Origin of the sequence: Blastococcus sp. TF02A-26 (genome assembly GCF_003319125.1) — a bacterium.
Lineage (GTDB): Bacteria > Actinomycetota > Actinomycetes > Mycobacteriales > Geodermatophilaceae > Trujillonella.
On the sequence record NZ_QOHG01000005.1, the window covers coordinates 247,580 to 271,491 of the forward strand.

Genomic DNA, 23,912 nt, shown 5'->3' on the forward strand with positions numbered 1-23,912 from the left:
TCCGGATCCGAACGTCGGGGGACGGGGAGCCCGTGCCGGTGCGCCTCCCCACGAGCAGCACCAGAGACGGAGGGCGCGTGGAGCGGGAGCGGCGTCGGGACGCGGCCGACCTCGTGCGCGACCACGGGCCCGGGCTGCTGCGCACCACCGTGCTGCTCACCGGCGACCGCGCGTCGGCGGAGGACCTGGTGCTCACCGCGGCCACCGGCGTCCGGCGGTCGACGGACGACCCCGCTGCGGCTCTCCGGGCGCTGGTGATCCGGACCTTCCTCAGCCGGCGGCGGCTCCTCGACGGCGAGCAGGTGGTCGAGGGTGTCCGCCCCGACGCCGACCGCGACCCGGCGTACGCGCGAGCGGCCGAGCTGCGCGCAGCCCTGCTCCAGCTGGCGCCCCGCACACGCGCCGCCCTCGTGCTGCGCGTCGCGGAGGGCCTGGACGCCGAGCAGACCGCACGGCTGGTCCGGTCGGAGCCGGGCAGCATCGAGGCCGACGTCCACGACGCCGTGACCGCGCTGCGGCCCCTGCTGAGCCCCCGGGCCTCCCACCCGTCCGGTGCCGACGACACCGAGGAGCTGCGCGCCCGCCTGCACGCCCTCGCCGACGAGCTGACCTGGCTCGACCCGGCGGTGCCGGTCGAGGGCGTCGCCGCCCGGATCCGGCGCCGGCGGCGGACCCGCGTGGCGTCCGCGGGGGCCGTCGCAGCGGCCGCGGCGCTGCTGATCGGCGTCCCCGCGGTCCTCGGGCCGGCGCCCGCCCGGGAGGGGACCGGCACGGAGCCGGCCACGGAGGCGCGGACCCCGGAGCAGGCCGCCGCGGCGGCCGCGGCGGTGCAGGCCCAGCTCGAGGACGCCGTCGCCAGGATCGGTGCGGCGCCGGTCCTGACCTCCCCGGCGGAGTGGGACCAGTGGCTGCCCCGCGGACGGCCGCCCGAGGGGACGACGGGCCAGGAGGACGAGGGGACCTGTCCCCCGCTGTCCGACCGGCTGACCGCGGCCCTCGACGCACCGATGGGCTACTGGACCGGCGCACTGCCGCGCGGGCCGGTCGGCTGCACCTGGGTGCCGTCCCCGGGGCCACTGTCGGCCGGCGGGCCCTACGACTACCCCTACGTGCTCAGCGTCGGCTTCGTGCACGACCGGGACGGGACGTCGGTCGAGACGCTCCGGAGCACCTTCGCTCCCGGGGGCCCCGGCTCCCGCACCCTGTGCCCGTCGGCGGACCTGCCCGGCGAGAGCGCGCTCATCGGCTGCCCCGACGAGGAGGGACGCACCGACGTCCGCCTCCTGCTGGCCGTCCGCGACGCGCGCGACGCCGGCGTCTGGGTGCTGTCGGCGAGGGTCCAGCCGCAGACCGGGCGGTCGCCGGCCGACGCCTTGGCCGTGCTGACCGAGGCGGTGTCCACGGTCTACGGCTGAGCGGCTCACGATCGTCACCACCCCGGACCGGCCCGTTGCCGAACCGAGACCGAGCCGTGCTGGGGTGGATCACCCCTGCCGATGCGTCATCCCAGTGAGAGCACGGGAGACGGAGGGCGCGTGGCACGGGATCGGGACGACGGGTTCACCGACTTCGTCGTCGACTGCGGCCCCCGACTGCTGCGCACCGCCGTGCTGCTGACCGGCGACCGGCACTCCGGCGAGGACCTGGTGCAGACCGCGCTCGCGCGGGCCTACGGGAAGTGGTCGACCGTCCGCGCCGCGGACGAGCCGATCGCCTACGTGCGACGCGTCATGGTCAACGCCCACCTGAGCCGGCTGCGCCGGCTGACCAGCACCGAGCAGGTCGTCGAGGCGGTGCCCGACCGTGGCGACGGCGCCGATCTCCAGGCCGCGCACGCCCAGGCCGACGAGCTCCGGACGGCGCTGCTGCGGCTCTCGCCGCGGATGCGGACCGCCGTGGTGCTCCGGTACTTCGACGACCTGAGCGAGGAGGAGACCGCACGGCTCATGAACTGCTCCCGCAGCACCGTGAACAACCACGTCACCCGGGGGCTGGCCGCGCTGCGCGGTCTGCTCGCCCCGGTGCCCGAGCCCACGTCGAGGAGGTCCTCGTGACCGTGGAGCACGACCTCTCCGCCCGCCTGTCCGCCCTCGCCGACGACCTGACGTGGGCCGACCCCACGGTCTCCCCCGAGGCCGTGATCACCCGGCACCGCCGGCAGCGCCGCGCCCGCGCGGGGCTGGTCGCCGCCGCGGCCGCCGTGGTGGCCGTCGTCGTCGCCGTGCCGACGGCGATCGGCTCGCTCTCCGCCGAGCCCGGCGAGGCCGCGGGTCCAGGCGGGACGACGGCGCCGGCCACCACGGACGCCGAGGCAGTCGCCACGGAGGAGGCACGGGCGGCCGCCGCCGAGGCGTCCGCAGCGGCCGATGCGCGAGCCGAGGCCGAGGCCGCCGAGTTCGCAGCCTTCGGGGCCCAGGTCGGCGGGCCGCTCGTCCTGAGCGCCCCCGCGGCATGGGACTCGTGGGTACCGGGGGCCACTCCGGCTCCGGCCGTCCCCAGCGAGGAGGACGCGGCGACCTGCCCACTGCTGTCCCCGCGGTTCGGGGCGGCCCTCGGCGGGGAGTTCGTCCACGCGGCGGACGAGCAGCCCAGGGGGCCGGTCGGGTGCACGTGGTTCCCGGTCCCCCGGCCCGGCGAGGGCATGGACGACTACGTGTTCAGCGTGGTGCTCCTCCGCGACGGGACCACGGTCGACGGGCTGCAGGCCGACTACGCCATGACGGCGTCGGGCCCCGCCCCGTGCTGGACGTCCACCGGGGACGACGGGACGTTGCTCGTCCGTTGCCCGGGCATGGACGAGCGCTTCGGCCCCCAGTTGACCGTCGCCGTCCCGGACACCCGAGGCGCGGGCCTGTGGGTGCTCTCCGCGACCGCACAGCTCGACACCGGACGCCCCTCGGTCGAGGCGATGGCCGTGCTGGTCGAGGGGCTCCGGGCCACCTTCGGCTGACCGGCTACCCACGGGTAGAAGGTGGCGGCCGTCACTGGCACGATCCAGGCCATGCGCGGCCTGATGCAGGACTACCCCCTCACGATCGACGCGATCTTCCGGCACGTCGAGCAGCACTACGGCGACGGCACGATCGCCACGGCCGGACCCGACGGGGTCCACCGGGTCACCTACGCCGAGTGGGCCGACCGGACCCGGCGGCTGGGCGGGGTGCTCGACACCCTCGGCATCAGCGCCGACGGCCGGGTCGGCACCTTCGGCTGGAACAGCCAGCGGCACCTGGAGCTCTACTTCGCCGCGCCGTCCACCGGCCGTGTGCTGCACACGCTCAACATCCGGCTGTTCCCCGAGCAGCTCACCTACATCGCCAACCACGCCGAGGACGAGGTCGTCTTCGTCGACCGCTCGGTGCTCCCGCTGTTCTGGAAGCTCGTCGACACCATGACGACGGTGAAGCACGTCGTCGTCATGGACGACGGCGGCGACAACGAGATCCCCGACGACCCGCGGGTGCTCGACTACGAGACCCTGCTGGCCGAGGCGCAGCCCGTCGACTTCTCCGTCACGGACGAGAACTCGGCCGCCTCGATGTGCTACACGAGTGGCACCACGGGGAACCCCAAGGGCGTCGTCTACTCCCACCGCTCGACGTTCCTGCACACGATGGGCGTGATGGCGCCCAACGCCTTCGGCCTCGGCATCCAGGACGTCGCGATGCCGGTCGTGCCGATGTTCCACGCCAACGCCTGGGGCATCGCGCAGGCCGCTCCCGCCGCCGGCGCCTCGCTGGTCATGCCCGGCCCGATGATGCAGCCCGAGGCCCTGGCGAACCTGATCGTGGAGGAGGGCGTCACGTTCACCGCCGGCGTCCCGACGATCTGGCAGGGCGTGCTCCCGCACCTGGCCGGCCGCGAGCACAAGCTCCGCGAGATCGGCTGCGGCGGGTCCGCGGTGCCCAAGGCGCTGAGCGAGGCCTACCGCGAGCAGGTGGGGCTGTCGATCCTGCAGGCGTGGGGCATGACCGAGACCCACCCGGTCGCCTCCTCCGGCGTCCTGCCGCTGCGCTACGCCGGCGCCGACGACGCGACGAAGGCCGACCAGCGCGCCCGGGCCGGCATCCCCCTGCTGGGCGTGGAGGCCCGCATCGTCGACGCCGACACCCTCGAGGCGCAGCCCTGGGACGACAAGGCCACCGGCGAGCTGCAGGTCCGCGGCCCGTGGTGCGCGCAGGACTACTACAACCCCGACGCGGGCGTGGAGCTCACCACGGCCGACGGCTGGATGAAGACCGGCGACGTCGCGGCGCTGGACGCGTTCGGCTCCATCCGGATCGCCGACCGCACCAAGGACCTGATCAAGTCCGGTGGCGAGTGGATCAGCTCGGTGGACCTCGAGAACGCGATCATGAGCCACCCGAAGGTGAAGGAGGCCGCCGTCGTCGGCATCCCGCACCCGAAGTGGGACGAGCGGCCGCTGGCCTGCGTCGTGCTCAAGGACGGCGAGGACGCCACCGAGGCCGAGATCCTCGACCACATCCGCCCGCTGGTCGCGAAGTGGTGGATGCCCGACGCGGTGGAGTTCATCGACGAGGTGCCCAAGACCAGCGTCGGGAAGTTCTCCAAGAAGGACCTGCGCTCGAAGTTCGCCGAGTACGAGCTCGAGAGCTGACGGGCGATTGCGCACTTCTGCACCGTGCAGAAGTGCGCACTTGCCCGGAGGTCAGCGAGTGAAGGGGGGCTGGCCGGTCTCGCTCACCATGGGCCGGCCGATCGCCTCCCAGTCGCCCATCCCGCCGGCGACGTTCACCGCGTCGAAGCCGTTCTGGTTGAGCCAGCCGACGACCCGCGCGGAGCGGCCACCGCCCCGGCAGACCACGTAGAGCAGGTCGGCCTCGGGGACCTCGTCCAGCCGCGCGGGCACCTGCCCCATCGGGATGTGCGTCGCGCCCTCGACGTGCCCGTGCACCCACTCGTCGTCCTCGCGGACGTCGAGGACGACCGCGTCCTCGGGGACCTCGGCGGCGGACACGGTCGGGACCTGCTGCGGCATCACGACGTCCATCGTCCCACGCGGGCGGGGTCGCCTCCGGCTGGCAGCATGGGCGCCGATGACCGCCACCGGCAGCGCCCCCGTCCGCGAGCCGGCCTGGCCCCTGCCGCGGGCGGCGATCCGGCTGTGGGTCACCCAGGGCGTGATCGGCACGGTGTTCTGGGCCGTCGTGCTCGTCCTCGCCCTGGCCCTCCTCCCCACCGACGACGCTCCGCTCTCGGCGCTGCCGTGGGCAGGTCCCGCGCTGCTGGCGCTGTACGCCGTCGTGGCGATCGGTCTCCAGCCGTGGATCCGCTTCCGGGTGCACCGCTGGGAGGTCACCCCCGAGGCGGTCTATGCGCTCACCGGCTGGCTGACCCGCACCTGGACGCTGGTGCCGATCGCCCGCATCCAGACCGTCGACGTCACCCGCGGGGTGCTGCAGCAGGCGTACGGCCTGGCCACCGTCGCCGTCCTCACCGCGTCGTCGCAGGGCACCGTCCGGGTGCCGCACCTGCCGGCCGGCGTGGCCGAGCAGGTCGCGACCGACCTCGCCCGCCGGGCCGAGCAGGTCCGCGACGAGGCCACGTGAGCGGACAGGGGCGTGAGCATCGCAGCCAGGAACGAGCGAGGAGCGGAGCGTCCCGCGGGAGCGAACCGGACAGCACCGTGACCCTGCCACCCGGGGCCGGGCCGCGACGCACGTCCCCCCGGGTCGTGCTCGTGCACACCGTCACCTTCAAGCAGGCCCGCCAGCTGGTGCCGGTCGTGCTGCCGCTGGGTGCGGTGATCGGGTTCGACGGCGGGACGACGACCGTGGTCCTCCTGGCCGTCGGCGTCACCCTCGCCTCGCTGGGCTTCGCCGCGCTGAACTGGTCCCGCTTCGGCTACACCGACGGGCCGACGGCGGTGGTGGTCACCCGCGGCCTGCTCGCCCGCTCGGCGCGCACCGTCCCCCGCGACCGGATCCGCGGCGTGGAGGTGGAGGGGCCGCTGCTGCACCGGCTGCTCGGGCTGGTGCGGGTGCGCATCGACGCCGCCGCCGGCGCGACGACCGCCGAGGGCGAGGAGGTCGTCGTCGACGGGGTGACCCGCGCCGAGGGCGAGCGGCTGCGCGCCGGGCTGCTGCAACGGCGCCCGGCCCCCGACGGCGCCGTCGACCCCGCGGCTCCGGAGGCGGCGCCTGCCACGGAGGAGCTCGCGCGCTTCGACCCCCGCTGGCTGCTCTACGCACCGCTGGCGGGCAGCTACCTCGCCGTCCCGGTCGCGGCGGTGGGCGCCCTCTTCCGGCTGCTCGACGAGCTGCCGCGCCAGCTGCGGCCCGACGTCGACGGCGTGCACCTGACCGGCTGGCTCGCCGTCGTGCTCGCGGTCGGCACCGCGCTCGTCCTCCTGGCCCTCGGCGCCGTGATCGGCGCGGCCGTCGTGAACTGGGGCTTCCGGCTGGTCCGCCGCGACGGCGCCCTCGTCGCCGACCGCGGCCTGGTCACCCGCCGGCACACCGAGCTGGAGGTCGACCGGATCCGCGGCGTCAGCGTCTCGGCCGGGCTCGGGCTGCGCTGGGCCGGTGCCGCCCGGGTCAGCGCGCTGGTCACCGGACTCGGGGCCGCGCAGCGCCGCGGGCAGCTGCTCCCGCTCGGTCCCCGGGCCGAGGCGGACCGCCTGGCCGGGCTCCTGGTCGAGGACCCCGGCGAGCTGCGCCGGCACCCGGCCGCCGCGCGCCGGCGACAGGTCGTCCGTTCCGTCGCACCGGGGTTGGTCGTCACGGTCGTCGGCGGCGCGCTGGCCGCCCTGCTCGGGTGGTGGCCGGCGCTCGCGGCCGGGCTGGGGCTCGCGCTCCTGGGTGTCCCGGTCGGGCTCGCCCGCTACGCCGCGCTCGGGCACCGGGCCGGTGCGCGGTCGTTCGCCGTCCGCAGCGGCTGGCTGGTGCAGGAGCAGGTCGTGCTGCAGCGGCGGGCGGTGGTCGGCTGGCAGGTGCGGCAGTCGCCGTTTCAGCGCCGCGCCGGGGTGGCCACCGTCGTCGCCTGCGTCGGGGCCGGCAGCGGCGGTTACGCGGCGGTCGACCTGGCGGCCGGCGACGTCGTCCCCTTCACGCGGGCGGCCTCCGAGGAGTGGGCCGGCACGCTCGCCCCGTAGGTCACGCGACGTTCACCGCCCGGCCCGGCTTGTCGATCACCGGACCGGGTAGGTCGACCGCGATGCGCTCCGATACGGACCGGTCCGGGCCACTAGGACGGACCTCCCTTGCCCAGGCCGACCCGGCCGGCGAGCGCGGCGGCCTCCACCCGGGTGGAGACCCCCAGCGAGCGCAGCAGGGAGGCGACCAGCCGCTTGGCGGTGCGCTCGGAGACGTGCAGCGTGGTGGCGATGTCGACCGACGGCGTGCCGTCGGCGACCAGGCGCCACAGCCGCCGCTCGTCGGCGCTGAGCCGCTCGGCCACGCCCTGCTCGCCGGTCGGCGCGGAGGAGTCCAGCAGCTGACGCAGCAGGTCCTCGGGCAGCACCGACCAGCCGTCCAGCACCGCCATCAGCGGCCTGACCAGCGACTCCGGGTCGGCGGTCTTCGGCAGGAAACCCACCGCGCCGGCCCGCAGCGCCTCGAGCGCGGCGTCGGCCTCGGCCAGCCCGGACAGCGCCACGACCCGGACCATCGGGTCGGCCCGGCGGATGGCGGCGATCGCCCGCGTCCCGCCCGGCGGCGGCATGTGCAGGTCCACCACGGCGACGTCGGCGTGGTGGCGGCGCACCAGGGCCGCGGCCGCCGACGCGTCCTCCGTCGTCCCCACCACCCTGACCCGTCCCTCGCTCAGCCCCGGCAGCAGCAGTGCGAGGCCGCGGCTGAACAGGGGGTGGTCGTCCACCAGGACGACGTCCAGCTCGGCCCGACGTCCAGCAACGGCGTCATCCACCCGGTTCCTCCGCGGTCGTCAGCGGCCGGCGGGTCTGACCGGGCCGCAACACCGGAGGTGCCCATGACCGTTCTCGCCAACCCCCCAGCACCCATCCCGCCCGTGCGCCTCGTGGCCGACCTCACCCGGGTCGTGCGCGCCCACCTGACCCGGCGGCGGCGCCCCGCCCCCGAGGAGGTCCCCGATCCGCGCGAGGCGCTGCTGCGCGCGATGTGCCACGACATGAAGAGCCCGCTGGCCTCGCTGGAGGCCGCGCTGAGGTCCCTCGACGGGACCGCCCCCGAACGGGCGGAGGTGCTGGAGCTGGCCCGGGCGCAGACCGCGCACCTGTCCTCCATGCTGCGCACCGCCGACGCCACCGGGGGCGCGCAGCGGCGGGGACCCGCCCGCCGGCGGCTGGTGGACGTCGTCCGTGCCGCGATCGCCGCCTCGGGTCTGCCCGACGCGCAGCTGACCACGCGGATGACGGGCTGCGCGGCCGACGTCAGCGTGGCCGACGCCCGCGTGCAGCGGATCCTCACCAACCTGCTGGAGAACGCCCACCGTCACGATGAGGGGCGGCCGGTGCTGCTGTCGGTGACCTGCCGGCCCGGGTGGGTGGACCTGGCGCTGACCCAGGCCGGGGTGCCGACCGACCGGGTGGTGGGGCACCTGCGGACGGCGACCCCGCCGCTGGACCTGACCGGGCTGGGCCTGTGGTCGGTGCAGCGGCTGACCAAGGAGCTCGGCGGCCGGGTCGTGGCCGAGGACGCCGCGGGCGCTCTGACCCTGACCATCGAGCTCCCCGACCGCTGATGCGGAGTCGCTCGAGTGCGGGAACCGCCCTCGAGCGACTCCGTCGGAGGTTGGCACCCGGGGGCCAGCGGACGGCACGGGCGGGCCACCCGGGGTGGGCAGATCACTGTCGTCACCGCAACGGCGGCGGCGCGACGACGACAGGGAGAGCCCGATGTTCACGCACACCCACGCCCTGCAGTACGAGGCCAAGCCCGACGGCCCCGACCCGGACTTCGCCCGCAAGATGCAGGAGGTCCTGGGCGGCCAGTGGGGCGAGATGACGGTCGCCACCCAGTACCTGCTGCAGGGCTGGAACTGCCGGCTCCCCGGCAAGTACAAGGACCTCCTCCTCGCCGTCGGCACCGAGGAGCTGGCCCACGTCGAGATGATCGTGACGATGATCGACCGGCTGCTGGACCACATCCCGCTCAAGCCCGACGCCGCGGACCGCACCAAGGAGGCCGCCGCCGGCTACGGGCAGCACAACCCGCAGCACCCGATCGTCAACGGCGCGGGCGCCAGCTACATGGACAGCATGGGCAACCCCTGGACCGGCGCGTACGTCACCGCCAGCGGCAACCTGATGGCCGACTTCCAGTACAACGTCACGGCGGAGATGCAGGGCCGGCTGCAGGTCGCCCGGCTCTACAACATGACCGACGACCCGGGCGTCAAGGACATGCTCCGCTTCCTCATCACCCGCGACCACTACCACCAGCAGATGTGGCTGGCCGCGATCGAGCAGCTCAAGGAGGACGGGCTCGAGGGCATCCCGGTGCCGGAGGCCTTCCCGATCGAGGAGGAGGTCGGCGACCTCGGCTACACGTTCATCGACGCCTCCGACGGCCCCGAGGCAGCCAACGGCCCCTGGGCGTCCGGCCCCTCGGTCGACGGCCGCGCCGACTTCGCCGCCCGCCCGATCGAAGCGACCGCCGACGCCCCGATCCTGCCCCCGGGCGACCCGCGGCTGTTCCCGACGCCGCAGCAGCCCGGCCAGTCCACGCTGCAGAAGATGAAGGACATGCTCAAGTGAGCTGACCTCTCAGCACACCCGCGCCGTCGCCACGCCGGTGGCCGGTTCCTCGGAACCGGCCGCCGGCGGGGCGGGGCGCCGACCCCGGAGGTCCCGCACGTGTCCCGAACCGTCCCCGCCCTGCTCCTCTCGGTCGTCTACGCCGCCGCCCTGGCGGTCGCCCTGACCGACCTGGGCCAGCACGCCGCCGCCGGCCTGCTCGTCCTCGGCGGCCTCACCGCGCGGTGGTTCCTGCGCCATCGCCGCGCCGCCGCCCTCACCGCAGCCGTCCCCGCCGCGTCCGCCCCCGTCGCGGTCCTCACCGCCGTCCCGGATCCGCTCCCCGGCCGGGTCGACGTCCTCCCCGCCCGAGCCGCCTAGCCCAGCCGCGCCCACCCACCTCCCGCCCGCCCGGAGCGGCCCCCGTGCAGGGGCCCGCCGCGAGCGGAGCGAGTGGTGGGGGGCACGGGGGTCCTCAGTGCTCGACGGCCTTCTCCGCCCCGATGCCGGTGAGCGCCCGGACCTCGAGCTCGGCGTACTTGTCGACGTCGGGCCGCTCCTTGGACAGCACCGTCCCCAGCCAGCCGAGGAAGAACGACAGCGGGATGGAGACGATCCCCGGGTTCTTGAGCGGGAACCAGGCGAAGTCGACGTCGGGGAAGAGCGCGGCCGGGTCCCCCGACACCACCGGGGAGAACACGATCAGCCCGACGCAGGTGATCAGCCCGCCGTAGATCGACCACAGCGCGCCCTGGGTGGTGAACCGCTTCCAGAACAGCGTGTAGAGGATCGTCGGCAGGTTCGCCGAGGCGGCGACGGCGAAGGCCAGCGCCACCAGGAAGGCGATGTTCAGCCCGGCCTGGAGGGCCAGGATGCCGAGCCCGATGGAGATCGCCCCGATCACCACGGCGGTGACGCGGGCGACCCGCACCTCGCCGTTGGGCGAGACCGCGCCCTTCTTGATCACCGACGCGTAGACGTCGTGCGCGAACGACGCCGACGCGGTGATCGTCAGGCCGGCGACGACGGCGAGGATCGTGGCGAAGGCGACGCCGGCGATGATGCCGAGCAGCACGGTGCCGCCGAGCTCGAAGGCCAGCAGCGGCGCGGCGGAGTTCACCGCACCCGGCGCGTTGGCGATCTCGTTCGGTCCGACCAGCGCGCCGGCGCCGTAGCCGATCACGAGGCTGAACAGGTAGAAGATGCCGATCAGCCAGATGGCCCACTGCACCGAGCGACGGGCGTCCTTCGCCGTCGGCACGGTGTAGAAGCGCATCAGCACGTGCGGCAGGCCCGCCGTCCCGAGGACGAGCGCCAGCCCCAGCGAGACGAAGTCCAGCTGCGAGGTCGCCGTCGCGCCGTACTGGGCGCCCGGCGCCAGCACGTTGATCCCGGTGCCCGCCGTGTCCGAGGTCTGCTGCGCGTCGCCGAGGAGGGTCGACAGGTTGAAGCCGACCTCGGTCAGCACCCACAGGGTCATGACCAGCGCACCGGCGATGAGCAGCGAGGCCTTGATGATCTGCACGTAGGTGGTCCCGCGCATGCCACCCACGAGGACGTAGATGATCATCAGCGCGCCGACCAGGATGACGACGAGCGCCTGCGCGGCGTCGCCCTCGACGCCCAGCAGCAGGGTGACCAGACCGCCGGCGCCGCTCATCTGCGCCACCAGGTAGAAGAGGCAGACGGCCAGCGTGGAGATGGCCGCGGCCATCCGGACCGGTCGCTGCCGCATCCGGAACGCGAGGACGTCGGCCATGGTGAACCGGGCGGTGTTGCGCAGCAGCTCGGCGACGAGCAGGAGCGCGACCAGCCAGGCGACGAGGAAGCCGATCGAGTAGAGGAAGCCGTCGTAGCCGTACAGCGCGATGGCGCCGGCGATGCCGAGGAACGACGCGGCCGACAGGTAGTCGCCGGCGATCGCCAGGCCGTTCTGCTGGCCGCTGATGTTGCGGCCCGCGGCGTAGTAGTCGGCCGCGGTCTTGTTGTTGCGGCTGGCCCGGAACGTGATCACCAGGGTGACGAGCACGAACGCGCCGAAGATGGCGATGTTGATCGCGGGCTCGCCGATGGTCGAGTCGGCGGCCAGGACGACGGTGTCAGCCACGGGGAGCTCCCTCGGCGCCGGTCCCGCGCGCGTACTCGTGGTGCTCGAGCCGGTCGCGCATCTCGTCGGCGATCGGGTCGGTGTTGCGCCCGGCGTGCCGCACGTAGAGCTGGGTGATGAGGAACGTCGTCACGAACTGCGCCAGGCCGAGCAGGATCCCGACGTTGACGTCGCCGAAGACCTTCTCCGCCATGAAGTCGTCGGCGTAGGTGGAGAGGAGCACGTAGAGCAGGTACCAGGCGAAGAACGCCACCGTCATGGGGAAGGCGAAGCGGCGGAAGCGGCGCCGTAGTTCGGTGAACTCCGGGGAGTCCTGCGCCTGCCGGTACTCCTCGGGGGTGAGCATCCGGCGTTCCGTGGGTGGTGTCACCGTGGCCTCCTGGACGTCGTCGTGTGAGCGGCATCACTCTAGGTAGTGCCGCCGCGACCGGCACCAGTTGAGACCGATCTGACGCCGAGCGCCCTCACCCCTCCGGCAGCGGCTCCCCGCACTCGGGGCAGCGGTCCGGGCGGGGTTCGCCCTCGACCAGCCGACCGCACGCCGGGCACACCCGGTCCAGCCAGCAGACGGGGTCGCCGCCGGTCCCATCCGTGGGGGGCCGCTCGGTCACCGGAGCTCCTCGGTCAGGACTCCGGCGGCGCCACCGGCCACGGCGGCCAGGTCGGCGAGCGCCGCCCCCACCGCCGCCCGGCCTCCACGCGGCACGCGGTCCAGCCATGCCCGCAGCTCGGCCAGCCGCGACTGGTCGTAGCGCGTCAGCAGGTCCTCGCCCACGGGGGTGAGGTGCAGCTCGACGGCCCGCCGGTTGGTCGGGACGACGCGCCGGTCGACCAGCCCTGCACCGACGAGCCGCTCGACCGACCGGCTCGCCGTCGACACGGTGACGCCGAGCTCTGCCGCGAGACGGGCGAGCGGCGCCCCGGGCAGATCCCGCAGCAGCGTGAGGGCGCGCAACTGGGCCACCGACACGGCGCCGAGCCGGCCGGCGGCTCGAGCGGAGATGCCCACGACCGCCCGCGCCACGGTCAGCAGGGCGACGTCGTCCTCGGTCACTGTTGCAGTATGGCAACAGTTGGCTTCGACTGACAATCGCCGGGTATCCGGCCGGGCACAGCATCCGGAGGGAGCGAGATCCATGCCCACGAAACTCACCGGCCGGGCGGCCGTCCTGGCGGTGGCCGCCGGCCTGACCGCCGCGTGCGGCGGCGACGAACTGCCGGACGTCGACACGAGCGGTGCGATCGGACCCGACGCCGAGGTGACCGACGAGCTGGAGGTGCTGCAGGTGCAGCTGGCCTTCCCGCTCGACGGTGTCTACGAGGTGGGGGACGACGCCCCGCTCTACCTCGGCATCGCCAACACCGGACCACAGGCGGACGAGCTGGTCGACGTCCGCGGCCCCGACTTCGCCGACGCCCGGATCACCGTGGACGGCGCACCGGCCCCGATCCGCGTTCCGCCGGAGGACAACGTCCCCGTGGGCGCCGAGGGAGCCCCGTCGATCGTCCTCGAGGACCTCGGCACCGAGCTGCGGTCCTCGCAGTCCATCCCGGTGACGTTCGTGTTCGAGGACGCCGGCACGGTCACGGTCGAGGCGATGGTGTCCGCCGAGCGCACCGATGCGGAGGCGCCGTACGACTTCCCCGACCCGGCCGAGGACCCGAGCACCTGACCGCGGCGGCTGGGATGCTCGAGGGGTGCCCTCGCCTCGCGGACTGCTCGCCGCCGCACTCCTCGCCGCCCCGGTCGCCTGGCTGACCCGCGCCGCCTGGGGCCTCCCGGTCGCCCTCGGCGCGAGCCGCCGGGCGCTGCGTCCGCACGTCGCCGGGTCGCCGCACTTCTCCGAAGGGCGGTTCCGCAACACGCTCGCCACGCCGTCGCTGCCCGGCAGCGAGGACCGCCGCACCCTGCTGCGCCAGATGCGCGAGGAGCGCCACCGGGGCGTCCCGGCCCGACCCGTGCCGCTGGCCCCCACACCGCTCCCGGCCGAGGCCGCCGAGCTCGCCGTCACCTGGTTCGGGCACTCCAGCGCGCTGCTCGAGGTCGACGGGCGTCGCGTGCTGGTGGACCCGGTGTGGGGCCGGCGCGTGTCGCCGTCGCCGCTGGTCGGTCCGGTGCGGCTGCACCCGGTGCCGTCGCCGCTGGCGGACCTGCCCCAGGTCGACGCCGTCCTGATCAGCCACGACCACTACGACCACCTCGACCTGCCCACCGTCCGCGAGCTGGTCCAGCGGCAGCGGGCCCCGTTCGTCGTCCCCCTGGGCATCGGGGCGCACCTGCGCCGCTGGGGCGTGCCCGAGGACCGGGTCGTCGAGCTCGACTGGGACGGCGAGGTCCAGATCGCCGGGCTGACCCTGACCTGCACGGAGGCGCGGCACTTCTCGGGACGCTTCCTCACCCGGGACACCACGCTGTGGTCCTCCTGGGTGGTCGCCGGCCCGCGGCACCGGGTGTTCTTCGGCGGCGACACCGGCTACACGCCGGCGTTCGCCGCGATCGGCGCCCGGCTCGGGCCGTTCGACCTCACGCTGCTGCCCGTCGGCGCCTACAACGACGCGTGGAAGTACATCCACATGACGCCCGAGGAGGCGGTCCGGGCGCACGGCGACCTGGGCGGCGGCCTGCTCGTCCCGGTGCACTGGGCGACGTTCAACCTGGGCTTCCACGGCTGGGCCGAGCCGATCCAGCGGCTGTGCGCGGCGGCGGAGCGGTCCGACGTCCGGGTCGCTGTCCCGCGGCCGGGTGAGCGCATCGACGTCCTCGCCGCGCCGTCGACCCGCGACTGGTGGACCGCGGTCGGCTCCCCGGTGGACGACGGCGGCGACGACGCGGGGGCCGTCTCCAGCGTCGTCGCCCGGGCCGGCGCCTGGCTGGCCGAGCGGCGAGCATCGCGCTGACCAGGCGAAACGAGACCGATCCCGTTTCGTTGCGCTCGACTTTATTGTCTTAACGGAGTCGATTCGGACTCAACTCCGCTGCAGCCGGGGCCGAAGGTCCTGGAGTCGGGTCAACAGCGATCCCGGCACTTCGGCAGCTCACAGGAGAGTCCCGTCATGCCGTTCGCCCGTCGACCCGCTGCAGCCGAGACCCCGTCCGTCGTCGAGGCGCGGGCCAACGTGGAGGCCGTGACGGAGGTCGTCGCCGCCCTGCGGGACAGCACCACCCTCGAGGCCACCGTCTCCGCCACGCTGGACCTCGTCCGCCAGCGCTTCGGCTGGACGTACGGCTCCTACTGGCGGGTGGACCCCGCCGCGCGGGTCCTGCGCTTCGTGCAGGAGTCCGGCGACGCGGGCCCGGAGTTCCGGGAGGTCACCCGCACCGCCACCTTCGCCGAGGGCGTGGGCCTGGCCGGGCGGGCCTGGCGGCAGCGCGACCTCGTCGCCGTCGCCGACCTCGGCGAGCTGCGCGACTGCGTCCGGGCGCCCGTCGCCCAGCGGCTCGGGATCCGCAGCGGCGTCTGCATCCCGCTGACCGAGGACGGCGTCGTCACCGGCACGATGGACTTCTTCACGACCGAGACGCTGGAGCTCTCGCCGGCCCGCCTCGGGACGCTGCGCGCCATCGGCGTGCTGGTGTCCCAGGCGCTCGAGCGGATGGGCGCCGCCGTCCGCCACGCCAAGGCGGCCGAGGACACCCAGGCGGTCACCGACCTGCTGCGCGAGGTCACCTCGGCGACCACCCGGGAACAGGCGATGCAGCGCGCCCTCGCCACCATCCGGGACGGCTTCCACTGGGACTACGGCTCCTACTGGGCGGTGGACCACCGCGACCGGGCCCTGCACTTCGTGCTCGAGTCGGGCAGCGCCGGCCAGGAGTTCCGCGAGGTCACCCTGAAGGCGTCCTTCCGCGAGGGCGTGGGCCTCTCCGGCCGGGCCTGGAAGACCCGCGACCTGTTCTTCGTCGAGGACCTCGCGGAGATGACCGACTGCGTGCGCGCCCCGGCGGCCCGCCGCGCGGGCGTCAAGAGCGGTGTCTGCCTGCCGATCATGGTCGGCGGCGAGGTCGTGGGGACCATGGACTTCTTCGCCACCCGCACCCTCGTCCTGGCCCCCGGCCGCGCCGCGGCGCTGCGCAGCGCCGCCTTCCTCCTCGGCCAGGCGCTGGAGCGGTTCGCGGCCACCGAGCGCCTCGCCGAGGCGGGCCGGCAGCTGCTGGAGTCCATCTCCGAGGTCGAGCGCAACGTGCTGTCGGCGACGGCGGTCGCCGCCGACGGTCAGCGGCTGGCCACCCAGGCCAACGAGGAGGTCTCCGGGCTGGGGGAGTCCAGCCGCGGGATCGGCGAGGTGGTCAAGGTGATCCGCGGGATCGCCGACCAGACCAACCTCCTGGCGCTGAACGCCACCATCGAGGCCGCCCGTGCCGGCGAGGCCGGCCGCGGCTTCGCCGTCGTCGCCAACGAGGTCAAGGAGCTGGCGACGGAGACCGCGAAGGCCACCACGGACGTCGACGCCAAGGTGACGGCGATCCAGCAGCAGGTCGAGCGGGTCGTCAGCGCCCTGGCCGCGATCAGCACGCTCGTCGAGAGCATCAACGAGACCCAGCAGCTCATCGGCGGCGTGCTGACCGAGCAGTCCGCCGTCACCAAGGAGCTGCTCGCCTGAGCGTGGAGGGGATCCGCGGGCGGAACGCCCACGAATCCCCTCCACGCTCAGCGCAGCAGCTTGGACATCCGGCGGTCGGCCAGCGGCTTGCCGCCGGTCTGGCAGGTCGGGCAGTACTGCAGCGAGGTGTCGGCGAAGCTCACCTCGCGCACGGTGTCCCCGCACACCGGGCAGGGCAGGCCGGTGCGGGCGTGCACCTGCAGGCCCGACCGCTTCTCGCCCTTCATCGTCGCCGCCCGCTGCCCGAGCTGGCGGTCGAGGGCGTCGGTGAGCTCGGCGCGCATCGCCTCGTAGAGCCGGATGACCTCGTCGTCGGTGAGCTTGTCGGCCATCTTGAACGGCGAGAGCCGTGCGGCGTGCAGGATCTCGTCGGAGTAGGCGTTGCCGATCCCCGAGATCAGCGTCTGGTCGGTGAGCGCGCCCTTCAGCTGTCCGCTGCGGCCGGCCAGCAGCGCGGCGAACTGCTCGCGGTCGACCGCCATCGCGTCGGGGCCGAGCCGGTCGATGCCCGGCACTTCGGCCGGCGAGCGGACGACGTACACCGCCAGGCCCTTGCGGGTGCCCTGCTCGGTGAGGTCGAAGCCGGGGGCGGGCGGGTCGGCGTCGAGCGGGTCGAGGTGGACGCGCAGCGCCAGCGGCCCCTTCCCCGGCTTGGGCGGCGCCGCGGGCAGGTTCTCGCGCCAGTGCAGCCAGCCGGCCCGGGCCAGGTGGACGACGAGGTGCAGCCCGGAGACGTCGAGGTCCAGGAACTTGCCGTGCCGGGAGGCACCGGTGACCTCCAGCCCGCCCAGCGCCGACAGCGGCGGGTCGAACGTCTTGATCGCCTGGACGGCGGCCAGGTCCGCGCGCGTCAGGATCCTGCCGACGGCGTTCTCCCGCAGGAACGCGGCCAGCGCCTCCACCTCGGGCAACTCGGGCACCCGGCCATGATCCACGCCGCGGGCCGCTGGTGACCCCTCCCGGGGACTTTCGCGCGCGAAAGGCTGAACGTCAGGGCGGGCCGGGGCTCCCGGTACGCAAGGACGGCGGGGCGAGGGGGCCGGAGGGGTCGGCGGCCCGCGCCCAGGCGAGCAGCCCCACCACGTCGACGTCGTGCGGCGGGTCGCCGACGAAGGGCTCGAGGTTCCGCGCGGCCCGGTCCAGGAGCGTCGCGGCGCCGCGCGGGTTGCCCCGGGCCGCGTGGGTGACGCAGACGGCGAGCTGGGCCAGTCCGCGCCACAGCTCCCGCTCGGGCCCCGTCGTGGCCTTCCACGCGTCCTCGAGCACCTCGTGGGCGTGGAAGGGCAGGCCGTCGTCCAGCAGCCGCTGCGCCTCGGTCAGGGCCTCGTCCGGAGTGCGCTCGACGCCCTCCGGCATCCGCTCCACGCCCTCGGCGCCGAAGGGCAGCGGACGGCCGAGCGCGTCCCGGGGCCGCAGGCCGCTGCTGCGTGCCGGGGAGGCATCCACCTGGCCATCGTCTCGCGAATACCTCTCGCGCGTGCGCCGGGAGGGGTTGTCCTGTCGGTACCGGCGTGCACGATGGAGTCGAGGACGGCCGGTTCGACGGGCCGCCCCCGCACCGACCCGCGGTCGCCCCGGCGACCGGTCCGGACCTGGAGGGGGTGGGCCCCGGTGGCCCCTGGCACGGATCAACGCAGCACGGATCTGCGCAGCACGGATCTGCGCAGCAGCGCGCTGGACCTCGACACCGCCTTCGCCGCCGTCGCGGCGGGGGCGCTGCGCGACGGGCCGGTGGGCACCGTCGGGCTGGAGCTGGAGCACCACCTCGTCGACCTGGACCGGCCCGCCGCCCGGGTGCCCTGGGGCCGGGTCTGCGGCGCGCTGGCCGCGGTGCCCCCGCTGCCCGGCGGCAGCCGGGTGACCTGCGAGCCGGGCGGTCAGGTGGAGCTCTCCGGCCCGCCGCTGCCCGACGTCGTCGCCGCGGTGGCCGCCCTGCGGGCCGACCGGGCGGTGGTGGCCGCCGTCCTCGCCGCCGACCGGCTCGGCTTGGCGGCCGCGGGCACAGATCCGCTCCGGCCGCCGCAGCGGGTGAACCCCGCCGCGCGGTACGCCGCGATGGAGCAGCACTTCACGGCGGTCGGGTGCGCCGGCGCCGGGACGGCGATGATGACCTCCACCGCGTCGCTGCAGGTGAACCTGGACGCCGGCCCGGCTGCCGGCTGGGGCGACCGGGTGGCCCTGGCCCACCAGCTCGGACCGGTGCTGGTGGCCGTCTCGGCCTGCTCGCCGCTCGCCGGCGGCCGGCCCACCGGCTGGCGGTCGACCCGTCAGCAGGTCTGGGGAGAGATCGACCAGGCCCGCTGCGGTCCGGTCCTGCGCGGCGACGACCCGGCCGGCGAGTGGGCCGCCTACGCACTGGCCGCGCCGGTGATGCTGGTCCGCACGGACGACGGCGCCGAGCCCGTGCGCGCACGGGTGGCGTTCTCCGACTGGGTGAGCGGCGAGGCCGTCCTGGGCGGCCGCCGGCCCACGCCGGAGGACCTGGACTACCACCTGACCACGCTCTTCCCGCCGGTGCGGCCGCGCGGCTGGCTGGAGATCCGCTACCTCGACGCCGCGCCCGAACCGTGGTGGCCGGCGCTGGCCGCGGTGACCACCGCACTCCTCGACGACCCCGTCGCCGCGGACCGGGCGGCCGCCGCCAGCGCGCCGACCGCCGGCGCCTGGGACCGCGCCGCCCGCGCCGGGCTGACCGACCCGGCCCTGCGCGCCGCCGCCCGCGGGTGCCTGGCCGCCGCGGTCGACGCCGTCCCCGCAGCCCTGCGCCCCGAGGTCGAGGCGCTCGCCGAGCTCGTCGAGCGGGGCGAGGACCCCGGCACCGCCCAGCTCGACGCCCTGCGGGCCGGCGGGCCAGCCGCCGCCCTGCTCGCCACCACCGGAGGGTTCCCGTGACCGACGTCCGCGAGCTGCTGGGCCGCGACCTGACCGCCGCCCGCGAGCGCACCCTGCTGCTCACCGACCACGACGAGCCGGAGCTGCTGCGGCAGCACACGCCGCTGCTGTCCCCGCTGGTCTGGGACCTCGCGCACATCGGCCAGCAGGAGGACCTCTGGCTGCTGCGCCGCGGCGATGCCACCCGCACCGGGTTGCTACCGGCCGACGTCGAGCGTCTCTACGACGCCTTCGCCCAGCCGCGCGCCGTCCGCGCCCGGCTGCCGCTGCTGCCGCCGGTCGAGGCCCGGCGCTTCTGCGGCGAGGTGCGCGGCCGGGTGCTCGACCGGCTGGACCGCCTGGGCGGGGACGACGACCCCTTCGACTTCGCGATGGTGGTCAGCCACGAGCAGCAGCACGACGAGACGATGCTGCAGGCCCTCGCGCTGCGGACCGGCCCGCCGCTGCTGGGCGCCGGCGCACCGCTGCCCCCGGGGCGGTCCGGCGTGGCGGGGACGTCGGTGCTGGTGCCCGGCGGGCCGTTCGTCCTCGGCGTCGACGCCGCCGACGAGCCGTTCTCGCTGGACAACGAGCGGCCGGCGCACGTCGTCGACGTGCCGGCGTTCCGCATCGGCCGGGTGCCGGTGACCAACGCCGAGTACGCCGCCTTCGTCACCGACGGCGGGTACCGCGACGACCGCTGGTGGTCCGCCCGCGGCCGGGCGCACCGCGACGAGGCCGGGCTGACCGCGCCGATGTACTGGGGCCCCGACGGGACGCGCACCCGGTTCGGCCTCGTCGAGGCACTCCCGCCGGACGAACCGGTCCAGCACGTCACGTTCTTCGAGGCCGAGGCGTACGCCGCCTGGCTGTCGGCCGGCTCCGCCGGGGCGGCCGGTGCCCGGCTGCCCACCGAGGTGGAGTGGGAGAAGGCGGCCGTGTGGGACCCGGCCCTCGGCCGCCGGCGGCGCTTCCCCTGGGGGGACGTCGAGCCCACCGCGGCACTGGCGAACCTGGACGGGGCCGCCCTGCGCCCGGCCCCCGTCGGCGCGTACCCGGCCGGGGCGTCGGCGTACGGCGTCGAGCAGCTCATGGGCGACGTCTGGGAGTGGACGTCGTCGGGGTTCACGCCCTGGCCGGGATTCCGGCCGATGCTCTACGCCGACTACTCCGCGCCCTTCTTCGGCGGCGACTACCGCGTGCTGCGCGGCGGGTCGTGGGCGGTGGGCGCGTCGATCCTGCGGCCGAGCTTCCGCAACTGGGACCACCCGATCCGCCGCCAGGTCTTCAGCGGCCTCCGGCTGGCCTGGGACGTCTGACCGTGTGCCGTCACCTCGCCTGGCTGGGCCGGCCGCGCACGCTCGCCTCGCTGGTCCTCGAACCGCCGTCGTCCCTGCTGGTGCAGTCCTACGCCCCGCGCCGGCAGCGGTACGGCACCGTCAACGCCGACGGCTGGGGGATCGGTTTCTACGTGCCGGACCGGCCGGGACCGGCCCGCTGGCGCTCGGCGCGCCCGCTGTGGGGCGACCCCTCGTTCGCCTCGGTGGCCCCGGTGCTGCGGTCGGGCTGCGTGGTCGCCGCCGTCCGCTCGGCGACGGTCGGCATGCCGCTGGAGGAGAGCGCCGCGGCCCCGTTCACCGACGGTCGCCGGCTGCTCTCGCACAACGGCCGGGTCGACCGGGCGGTGCTGCCGCCGGTGCGCGACGCCGAGTCCACCGTCGACAGCGCGCTGCTCGCGGCGCTGGTGTTCGACCGCGGCCTCGACGCCCTGGCCGCCACGGTGGCCGAGGTGGGGGCCGCAGACCCCGCCGCGCGGCTGAACCTGCTCGCCGCCGACGGCGGGCGGCTCCTCGCCACCACCTGGGGCGACACCCTGTCCGTGCTGGTCACCGACGAGGGCACCGCCCTGGCCAGCGAGCCGTGGGACGACGACCCCGCCTGGCGCGACCTCCCCGACCGGCACCTCGTCGAGGTCACCCCCGACGGCCTCACCCTCACCCCGATCGGAGCTCCATGACCGTCTCGCTGACCAGCCACCTCGCCCCCGGCGCCGCGCGCGACGCCCTGCGCGCCGACGCGCTGGCCGGGCTGACGGCGACGCCGAAGTCGCTGCCGCCGCGGTGGTTCTACGACGAGCGCGGCAGCGAGCTGTTCGACGAGATCACCCGGCTGCCCGAGTACTACCCCACCCGGGCCGAGCGGGCGGTGCTCGCCGCCCGGGCCGGGGAGATCGCCGCGGCGTCCGGCGCCGACGTGCTGGTCGAGCTGGGCAGCGGGACGTCGGAGAAGACCCGGCTGCTGCTGTCGGCGCTGCGCGACGCCGGCACGCTGCGCCGCTTCGTCCCCTTCGACGTCGACCCGTCGGTGCTCGAGGCCGCCGGGGCGGCCATCACCGCCGAGTACCCCGGCGTGGCCGTCGACGCGGTGGTCGGCGACTTCACCGAGCACCTCGACCGGCTGCCCACCGACGGCCGGCGGCTGGTCGCCTTCCTCGGGTCCACCATCGGCAACCTGGAGCCCGGGCCGCGCGCGGCGTTCCTGGCCGAGCTGGCCGCCACCCTCTCCCCCGGCGACTCGTTCCTGCTCGGCACCGACCTGGTCAAGGACCCGGCGCGGCTGGTACCCGCCTACGACGACGCCGCGGGCGTGACGGCGGAGTTCAACCGCAACGTCCTGGCCGTGCTCAACCGCGAACTCGGCGCGGGCTTCGACCCGGCCACCTTCGAGCACGTCGCGCTGTGGGACGCCGAGGCGGAGTGGATCGAGATGCGGCTGCGCTCGACCGTCGACCAGCGGGTCGCCGTGCCGGCCCTGGACCTGGAGGTGGCGTTCGCCGCCGGCGAGGAGATGCGCACCGAGGTCTCGGCGAAGTTCCGGCCCGAGCGGGTCGAGGCGGAGCTGGCCGCGGCGGGGCTGCGGCTGACGCACTGGTGGACCGACCCGGACGGCGACTTCGGGGTCTCCCTCTCCCAGCCGGCCTGAGGTCGCCCCCCGGACGGGTGAACCGGCTGCATCCGCCGCCGCGAACGCCGCGGAAGGGGTGGTGTCAACGCACTCACCCCCTCCCCGGAAGGACCCGTCCCATGACCCGGACCCGCACCTTCGGTGTCGCCGGCGCAGCCGTCTCCGCCGGTGCCCTCGTCCTGCTCGGCGCCTCCCCCGCCGCCGCGGCGGACACCGCGACCGTCTCCGTCCTGCACGCCGTCCCGAACACGCCGGTCGACGTGTACGCCAACGGCGAGCGGCTGATCGACGACTTCCAGCCGGGGACCCTGACCGACCCGCTGCAGCTGCCCGCCGGGAACTACGACCTCGCCCTCTTCCCGGCCGACGCCCCCGACGGCTCCGGTGCCCCGCTGCTCTCGGCGAACGGCGTGGCCGTCCCCGCGGGCGCGAACGCCACGGTCGTCGCACACCTCGACGAGGGCGGCGCCCCGAAGCTCACGCCCTTCGTCAACGACACCTCCGCCGTCCCGGCCGGCCAGGCCCGGGTGACGGTCCGGCACACCGCCGCCGCGCCCGCGGTCGACGTGCGGGCCGGCGGCCAGGTCGTCGTCCCCGGGCTGACCAACCCGGACGAGGCCAGCCTCGAGGTCCCGGCCGGCACCATCACCGCCGACGTCGCAGTGGCCGGCACCGACACCGTGGCCATCGGCCCGGCCGACCTCACCCTGACCGAGGGCGCCACCACGATCGTCTACGCGTGGGGCTCGGAGGAGGCCGGCTACGAGCTCGCCGTCCAGACCGTCTCCGCGGCGCACTCCGCCCCGTCCGGCGTGCCGGGCGGCACCGGTGGCCTGGTCGACGACGGCGGCTTCCCGCTGCCGCTGGCGGCCGCCTCCCTCGCCGGGCTCGCCCTCGCCGGCGTCTCCGCCCGCCGGCTCGTCGCCGGTCGCCGCTGACGGTCGGGCACCCGAGGGACACGGACCGGAGGAGATCCCGATGCGACGCGCAGCCGTCGGCGCCGCGCTGGGCCTGACCCTGGCGATCGGTGCGCCGGTCACCTGGCAGCTGGCCCGGACGCCGGCCGAGGCGGGCACGCCCGTCGAGCAGGTCCTCTCCGCGTCCACCCCGTCGGCGCCGGCGGAACCCCCGCCGTCGGCGCCGGCGGTCCCCGAGGGGCTGCCCCCGGTGGTGACCCGGGACGCCGCTCCCGCCCCGCCGGCGGCGGCTCCCGTACCCGTCCGGCTCTCCCTGCCCTCGCTGGGCGTCGACGCACCGGTCGACGCCGTGGGGGTCGCCGAGGACGGCCAGATGGCGCTCCCCGAGGACGTGTCCCGCGTCGGCTGGTACCGCTTCGGCCCGCCGCCCGGCGAGGTCGGGTCGGCGGTCGTGGCCGGGCACGTGGACGACGCCGAGCAGGGCCTGGGCGCCCTGGCCGCGCTGCGCGAGGCCGAGCCGGGGGACGAGGTGCTGGTCACCGACTCCGCCGGCGCCGTCACCCGCTGGCGGGTCGTCGGCCGGGAGCTGATCACCAAGCAGGAACTCCCGCTGGCCGAGCTGTTCGCCCGCGACGGAGCCCCGCGGCTGGTGCTGGTCACCTGCGGCGGGCCGTTCCTGCCGGAGTACCGCAGCTACCGGGACAACGTGGTCGTCGTCGCGGAGCCGGTCCCGTGACCGGCGTCCTGGAGCGCCCCGCGGTGACGCGTGGATCTT

The 23,912-nt window shown here is 75.3% G+C and carries 25 protein-coding genes; 18 read left to right on the forward strand and 7 right to left on the reverse strand.

Features of this window, described 5'->3' with window-relative positions:
- Nucleotides 1-77 precede the first annotated feature (77 nt).
- The 4 genes from DQ240_RS07965 to DQ240_RS07980 all read left to right on the forward strand — a co-directional run bounded on the left by DQ240_RS07965 (nucleotide 78) and on the right by DQ240_RS07980 (nucleotide 4,618).
- On the forward strand, nucleotides 78-1,415 hold the full coding sequence (locus DQ240_RS07965; protein WP_158548595.1) for a sigma factor-like helix-turn-helix DNA-binding protein: 1,338 nt from the start codon (nucleotides 78-80) through the stop codon (nucleotides 1,413-1,415).
- Nucleotides 1,416-1,535: 120 nt separating this feature from the next.
- Nucleotides 1,536-2,054 (forward strand): SigE family RNA polymerase sigma factor, encoded by a 519-nt coding sequence (locus tag DQ240_RS07970; RefSeq protein ID WP_233498581.1) that lies wholly within the window; start codon nucleotides 1,536-1,538, stop codon nucleotides 2,052-2,054.
- Complete coding sequence (locus tag DQ240_RS07975; protein ID WP_113839085.1) at nucleotides 2,051-2,950, forward strand: hypothetical protein; 900 nt, start codon at nucleotides 2,051-2,053, stop codon at nucleotides 2,948-2,950. Before DQ240_RS07970 ends, DQ240_RS07975 begins: the two co-directional genes overlap by 4 nt.
- 51 nt (nucleotides 2,951-3,001) lie before the next feature.
- Nucleotides 3,002-4,618 carry a long-chain fatty acid--CoA ligase gene (locus tag DQ240_RS07980; protein WP_113839086.1) on the forward strand — a complete coding sequence of 539 codons (1,617 nt, stop codon included), beginning with the start codon at nucleotides 3,002-3,004 and terminating at the stop codon, nucleotides 4,616-4,618.
- Between the two features lie 51 nt (nucleotides 4,619-4,669).
- On the opposite strand, the gene DQ240_RS07985 is transcribed toward DQ240_RS07980, so the two are convergent.
- Nucleotides 4,670-4,999: a rhodanese-like domain-containing protein gene (locus DQ240_RS07985; protein ID WP_233498589.1), complete on the reverse strand. Its 330-nt coding sequence runs from the start codon at nucleotides 4,997-4,999 to the stop codon at nucleotides 4,670-4,672.
- Between the two features lie 58 nt (nucleotides 5,000-5,057).
- On the opposite strand from DQ240_RS07985, the gene DQ240_RS07990 reads away from it, so the two are divergent.
- Nucleotides 5,058-5,570 (forward strand): PH domain-containing protein, encoded by a 513-nt coding sequence (locus tag DQ240_RS07990; protein ID WP_113839088.1) that lies wholly within the window; start codon nucleotides 5,058-5,060, stop codon nucleotides 5,568-5,570.
- Nucleotides 5,571-5,647: 77 nt separating this feature from the next.
- Nucleotides 5,648-7,114, forward strand: coding sequence for a PH domain-containing protein (locus tag DQ240_RS07995; protein ID WP_233498582.1), 1,467 nt, complete (start codon nucleotides 5,648-5,650; stop codon nucleotides 7,112-7,114).
- Nucleotides 7,115-7,206: 92 nt separating this feature from the next.
- On the opposite strand, the gene DQ240_RS08000 is transcribed toward DQ240_RS07995, so the two are convergent.
- Entirely contained in the window at nucleotides 7,207-7,887 is a 681-nt protein-coding gene (locus DQ240_RS08000; protein WP_233498583.1) for a response regulator transcription factor, read from the reverse strand.
- A 63-nt stretch (nucleotides 7,888-7,950) separates the two neighbouring features.
- Between DQ240_RS08000 and DQ240_RS08005 the strand changes: the two genes are divergently transcribed.
- From DQ240_RS08005 to DQ240_RS08015, 3 genes are all read left to right on the forward strand, one after another.
- Nucleotides 7,951-8,682 (forward strand): sensor histidine kinase KdpD, encoded by a 732-nt coding sequence (locus tag DQ240_RS08005; RefSeq protein WP_113839089.1) that lies wholly within the window; start codon nucleotides 7,951-7,953, stop codon nucleotides 8,680-8,682.
- A gap of 154 nt (nucleotides 8,683-8,836) precedes the next feature.
- On the forward strand, nucleotides 8,837-9,697 hold the full coding sequence (locus DQ240_RS08010; protein WP_113839090.1) for a manganese catalase family protein: 861 nt from the start codon (nucleotides 8,837-8,839) through the stop codon (nucleotides 9,695-9,697).
- Nucleotides 9,698-9,796: 99 nt separating this feature from the next.
- The gene (locus DQ240_RS08015; protein WP_199589155.1) at nucleotides 9,797-10,057 is read left to right on the forward strand and encodes a hypothetical protein; all 261 of its coding nucleotides are present in this window, start codon (nucleotides 9,797-9,799) and stop codon (nucleotides 10,055-10,057) included.
- Nucleotides 10,058-10,151: 94 nt separating this feature from the next.
- Here the strand turns inward: DQ240_RS08015 and DQ240_RS08020 are convergent, their stop codons facing one another.
- The 3 genes from DQ240_RS08020 to DQ240_RS08030 form a co-directional block, all read right to left on the reverse strand.
- Nucleotides 10,152-11,783: a cation acetate symporter gene (locus DQ240_RS08020; protein WP_199589157.1), complete on the reverse strand. Its 1,632-nt coding sequence runs from the start codon at nucleotides 11,781-11,783 to the stop codon at nucleotides 10,152-10,154.
- Complete coding sequence (locus DQ240_RS08025; RefSeq protein WP_199589158.1) at nucleotides 11,776-12,153, reverse strand: DUF485 domain-containing protein; 378 nt, start codon at nucleotides 12,151-12,153, stop codon at nucleotides 11,776-11,778. The genes DQ240_RS08020 and DQ240_RS08025 overlap by 8 nt, the downstream gene beginning before the upstream one ends.
- 237 nt (nucleotides 12,154-12,390) lie before the next feature.
- Entirely contained in the window at nucleotides 12,391-12,837 is a 447-nt protein-coding gene (locus DQ240_RS08030) for a MarR family winged helix-turn-helix transcriptional regulator (protein ID WP_158548597.1), read from the reverse strand.
- A gap of 82 nt (nucleotides 12,838-12,919) precedes the next feature.
- On the opposite strand from DQ240_RS08030, the gene DQ240_RS08035 reads away from it, so the two are divergent.
- From DQ240_RS08035 to DQ240_RS08045, 3 genes are all read left to right on the forward strand, one after another.
- Nucleotides 12,920-13,456: a copper chaperone PCu(A)C gene (locus DQ240_RS08035; RefSeq protein ID WP_113839093.1), complete on the forward strand. Its 537-nt coding sequence runs from the start codon at nucleotides 12,920-12,922 to the stop codon at nucleotides 13,454-13,456.
- Between the two features lie 25 nt (nucleotides 13,457-13,481).
- Nucleotides 13,482-14,681, forward strand: coding sequence for an MBL fold metallo-hydrolase (locus DQ240_RS08040; protein WP_233498584.1), 1,200 nt, complete (start codon nucleotides 13,482-13,484; stop codon nucleotides 14,679-14,681).
- Nucleotides 14,682-14,837: 156 nt separating this feature from the next.
- Nucleotides 14,838-16,385: a GAF domain-containing protein gene (locus DQ240_RS08045; protein ID WP_113839095.1), complete on the forward strand. Its 1,548-nt coding sequence runs from the start codon at nucleotides 14,838-14,840 to the stop codon at nucleotides 16,383-16,385.
- A 47-nt stretch (nucleotides 16,386-16,432) separates the two neighbouring features.
- Here DQ240_RS08045 and DQ240_RS08050 read toward each other — a convergent pair whose 3' ends face one another.
- Both DQ240_RS08050 and DQ240_RS08055 read right to left on the reverse strand, forming a co-directional pair.
- On the reverse strand, nucleotides 16,433-17,305 hold the full coding sequence (locus DQ240_RS08050) for an Fpg/Nei family DNA glycosylase (protein WP_113839096.1): 873 nt from the start codon (nucleotides 17,303-17,305) through the stop codon (nucleotides 16,433-16,435).
- 70 nt (nucleotides 17,306-17,375) lie between these two features.
- On the reverse strand, nucleotides 17,376-17,831 hold the full coding sequence (locus DQ240_RS08055; protein ID WP_233498585.1) for a DUF309 domain-containing protein: 456 nt from the start codon (nucleotides 17,829-17,831) through the stop codon (nucleotides 17,376-17,378).
- Nucleotides 17,832-17,996: 165 nt separating this feature from the next.
- Here DQ240_RS08055 and egtA point away from each other — a divergent pair, with 165 nt between their 5' ends.
- From egtA to DQ240_RS08085, 6 genes are all read left to right on the forward strand, one after another.
- Entirely contained in the window at nucleotides 17,997-19,277 is a 1,281-nt protein-coding gene (egtA, locus tag DQ240_RS08060; protein WP_233498586.1) for an ergothioneine biosynthesis glutamate--cysteine ligase EgtA, read from the forward strand.
- A complete protein-coding gene (gene egtB / locus DQ240_RS08065) occupies nucleotides 19,274-20,575 on the forward strand; it encodes an ergothioneine biosynthesis protein EgtB (RefSeq protein ID WP_113839098.1) in 1,302 nt (433 codons plus the stop codon). Before egtA ends, egtB begins: the two co-directional genes overlap by 4 nt.
- 2 nt (nucleotides 20,576-20,577) lie before the next feature.
- The gene (gene egtC, locus DQ240_RS08070; RefSeq protein WP_113839099.1) at nucleotides 20,578-21,273 is read left to right on the forward strand and encodes an ergothioneine biosynthesis protein EgtC; all 696 of its coding nucleotides are present in this window, start codon (nucleotides 20,578-20,580) and stop codon (nucleotides 21,271-21,273) included.
- Complete coding sequence (gene egtD, locus DQ240_RS08075) at nucleotides 21,270-22,238, forward strand: L-histidine N(alpha)-methyltransferase (RefSeq protein ID WP_113839100.1); 969 nt, start codon at nucleotides 21,270-21,272, stop codon at nucleotides 22,236-22,238. The genes egtC and egtD overlap by 4 nt, the downstream gene beginning before the upstream one ends.
- 101 nt (nucleotides 22,239-22,339) lie before the next feature.
- Nucleotides 22,340-23,158: a DUF4397 domain-containing protein gene (locus DQ240_RS08080; protein WP_113839101.1), complete on the forward strand. Its 819-nt coding sequence runs from the start codon at nucleotides 22,340-22,342 to the stop codon at nucleotides 23,156-23,158.
- Nucleotides 23,159-23,198: 40 nt separating this feature from the next.
- Nucleotides 23,199-23,873: a class F sortase gene (locus DQ240_RS08085; RefSeq protein WP_113839102.1), complete on the forward strand. Its 675-nt coding sequence runs from the start codon at nucleotides 23,199-23,201 to the stop codon at nucleotides 23,871-23,873.
- The last annotated feature ends 39 nt before the right edge of the window (nucleotides 23,874-23,912 follow it).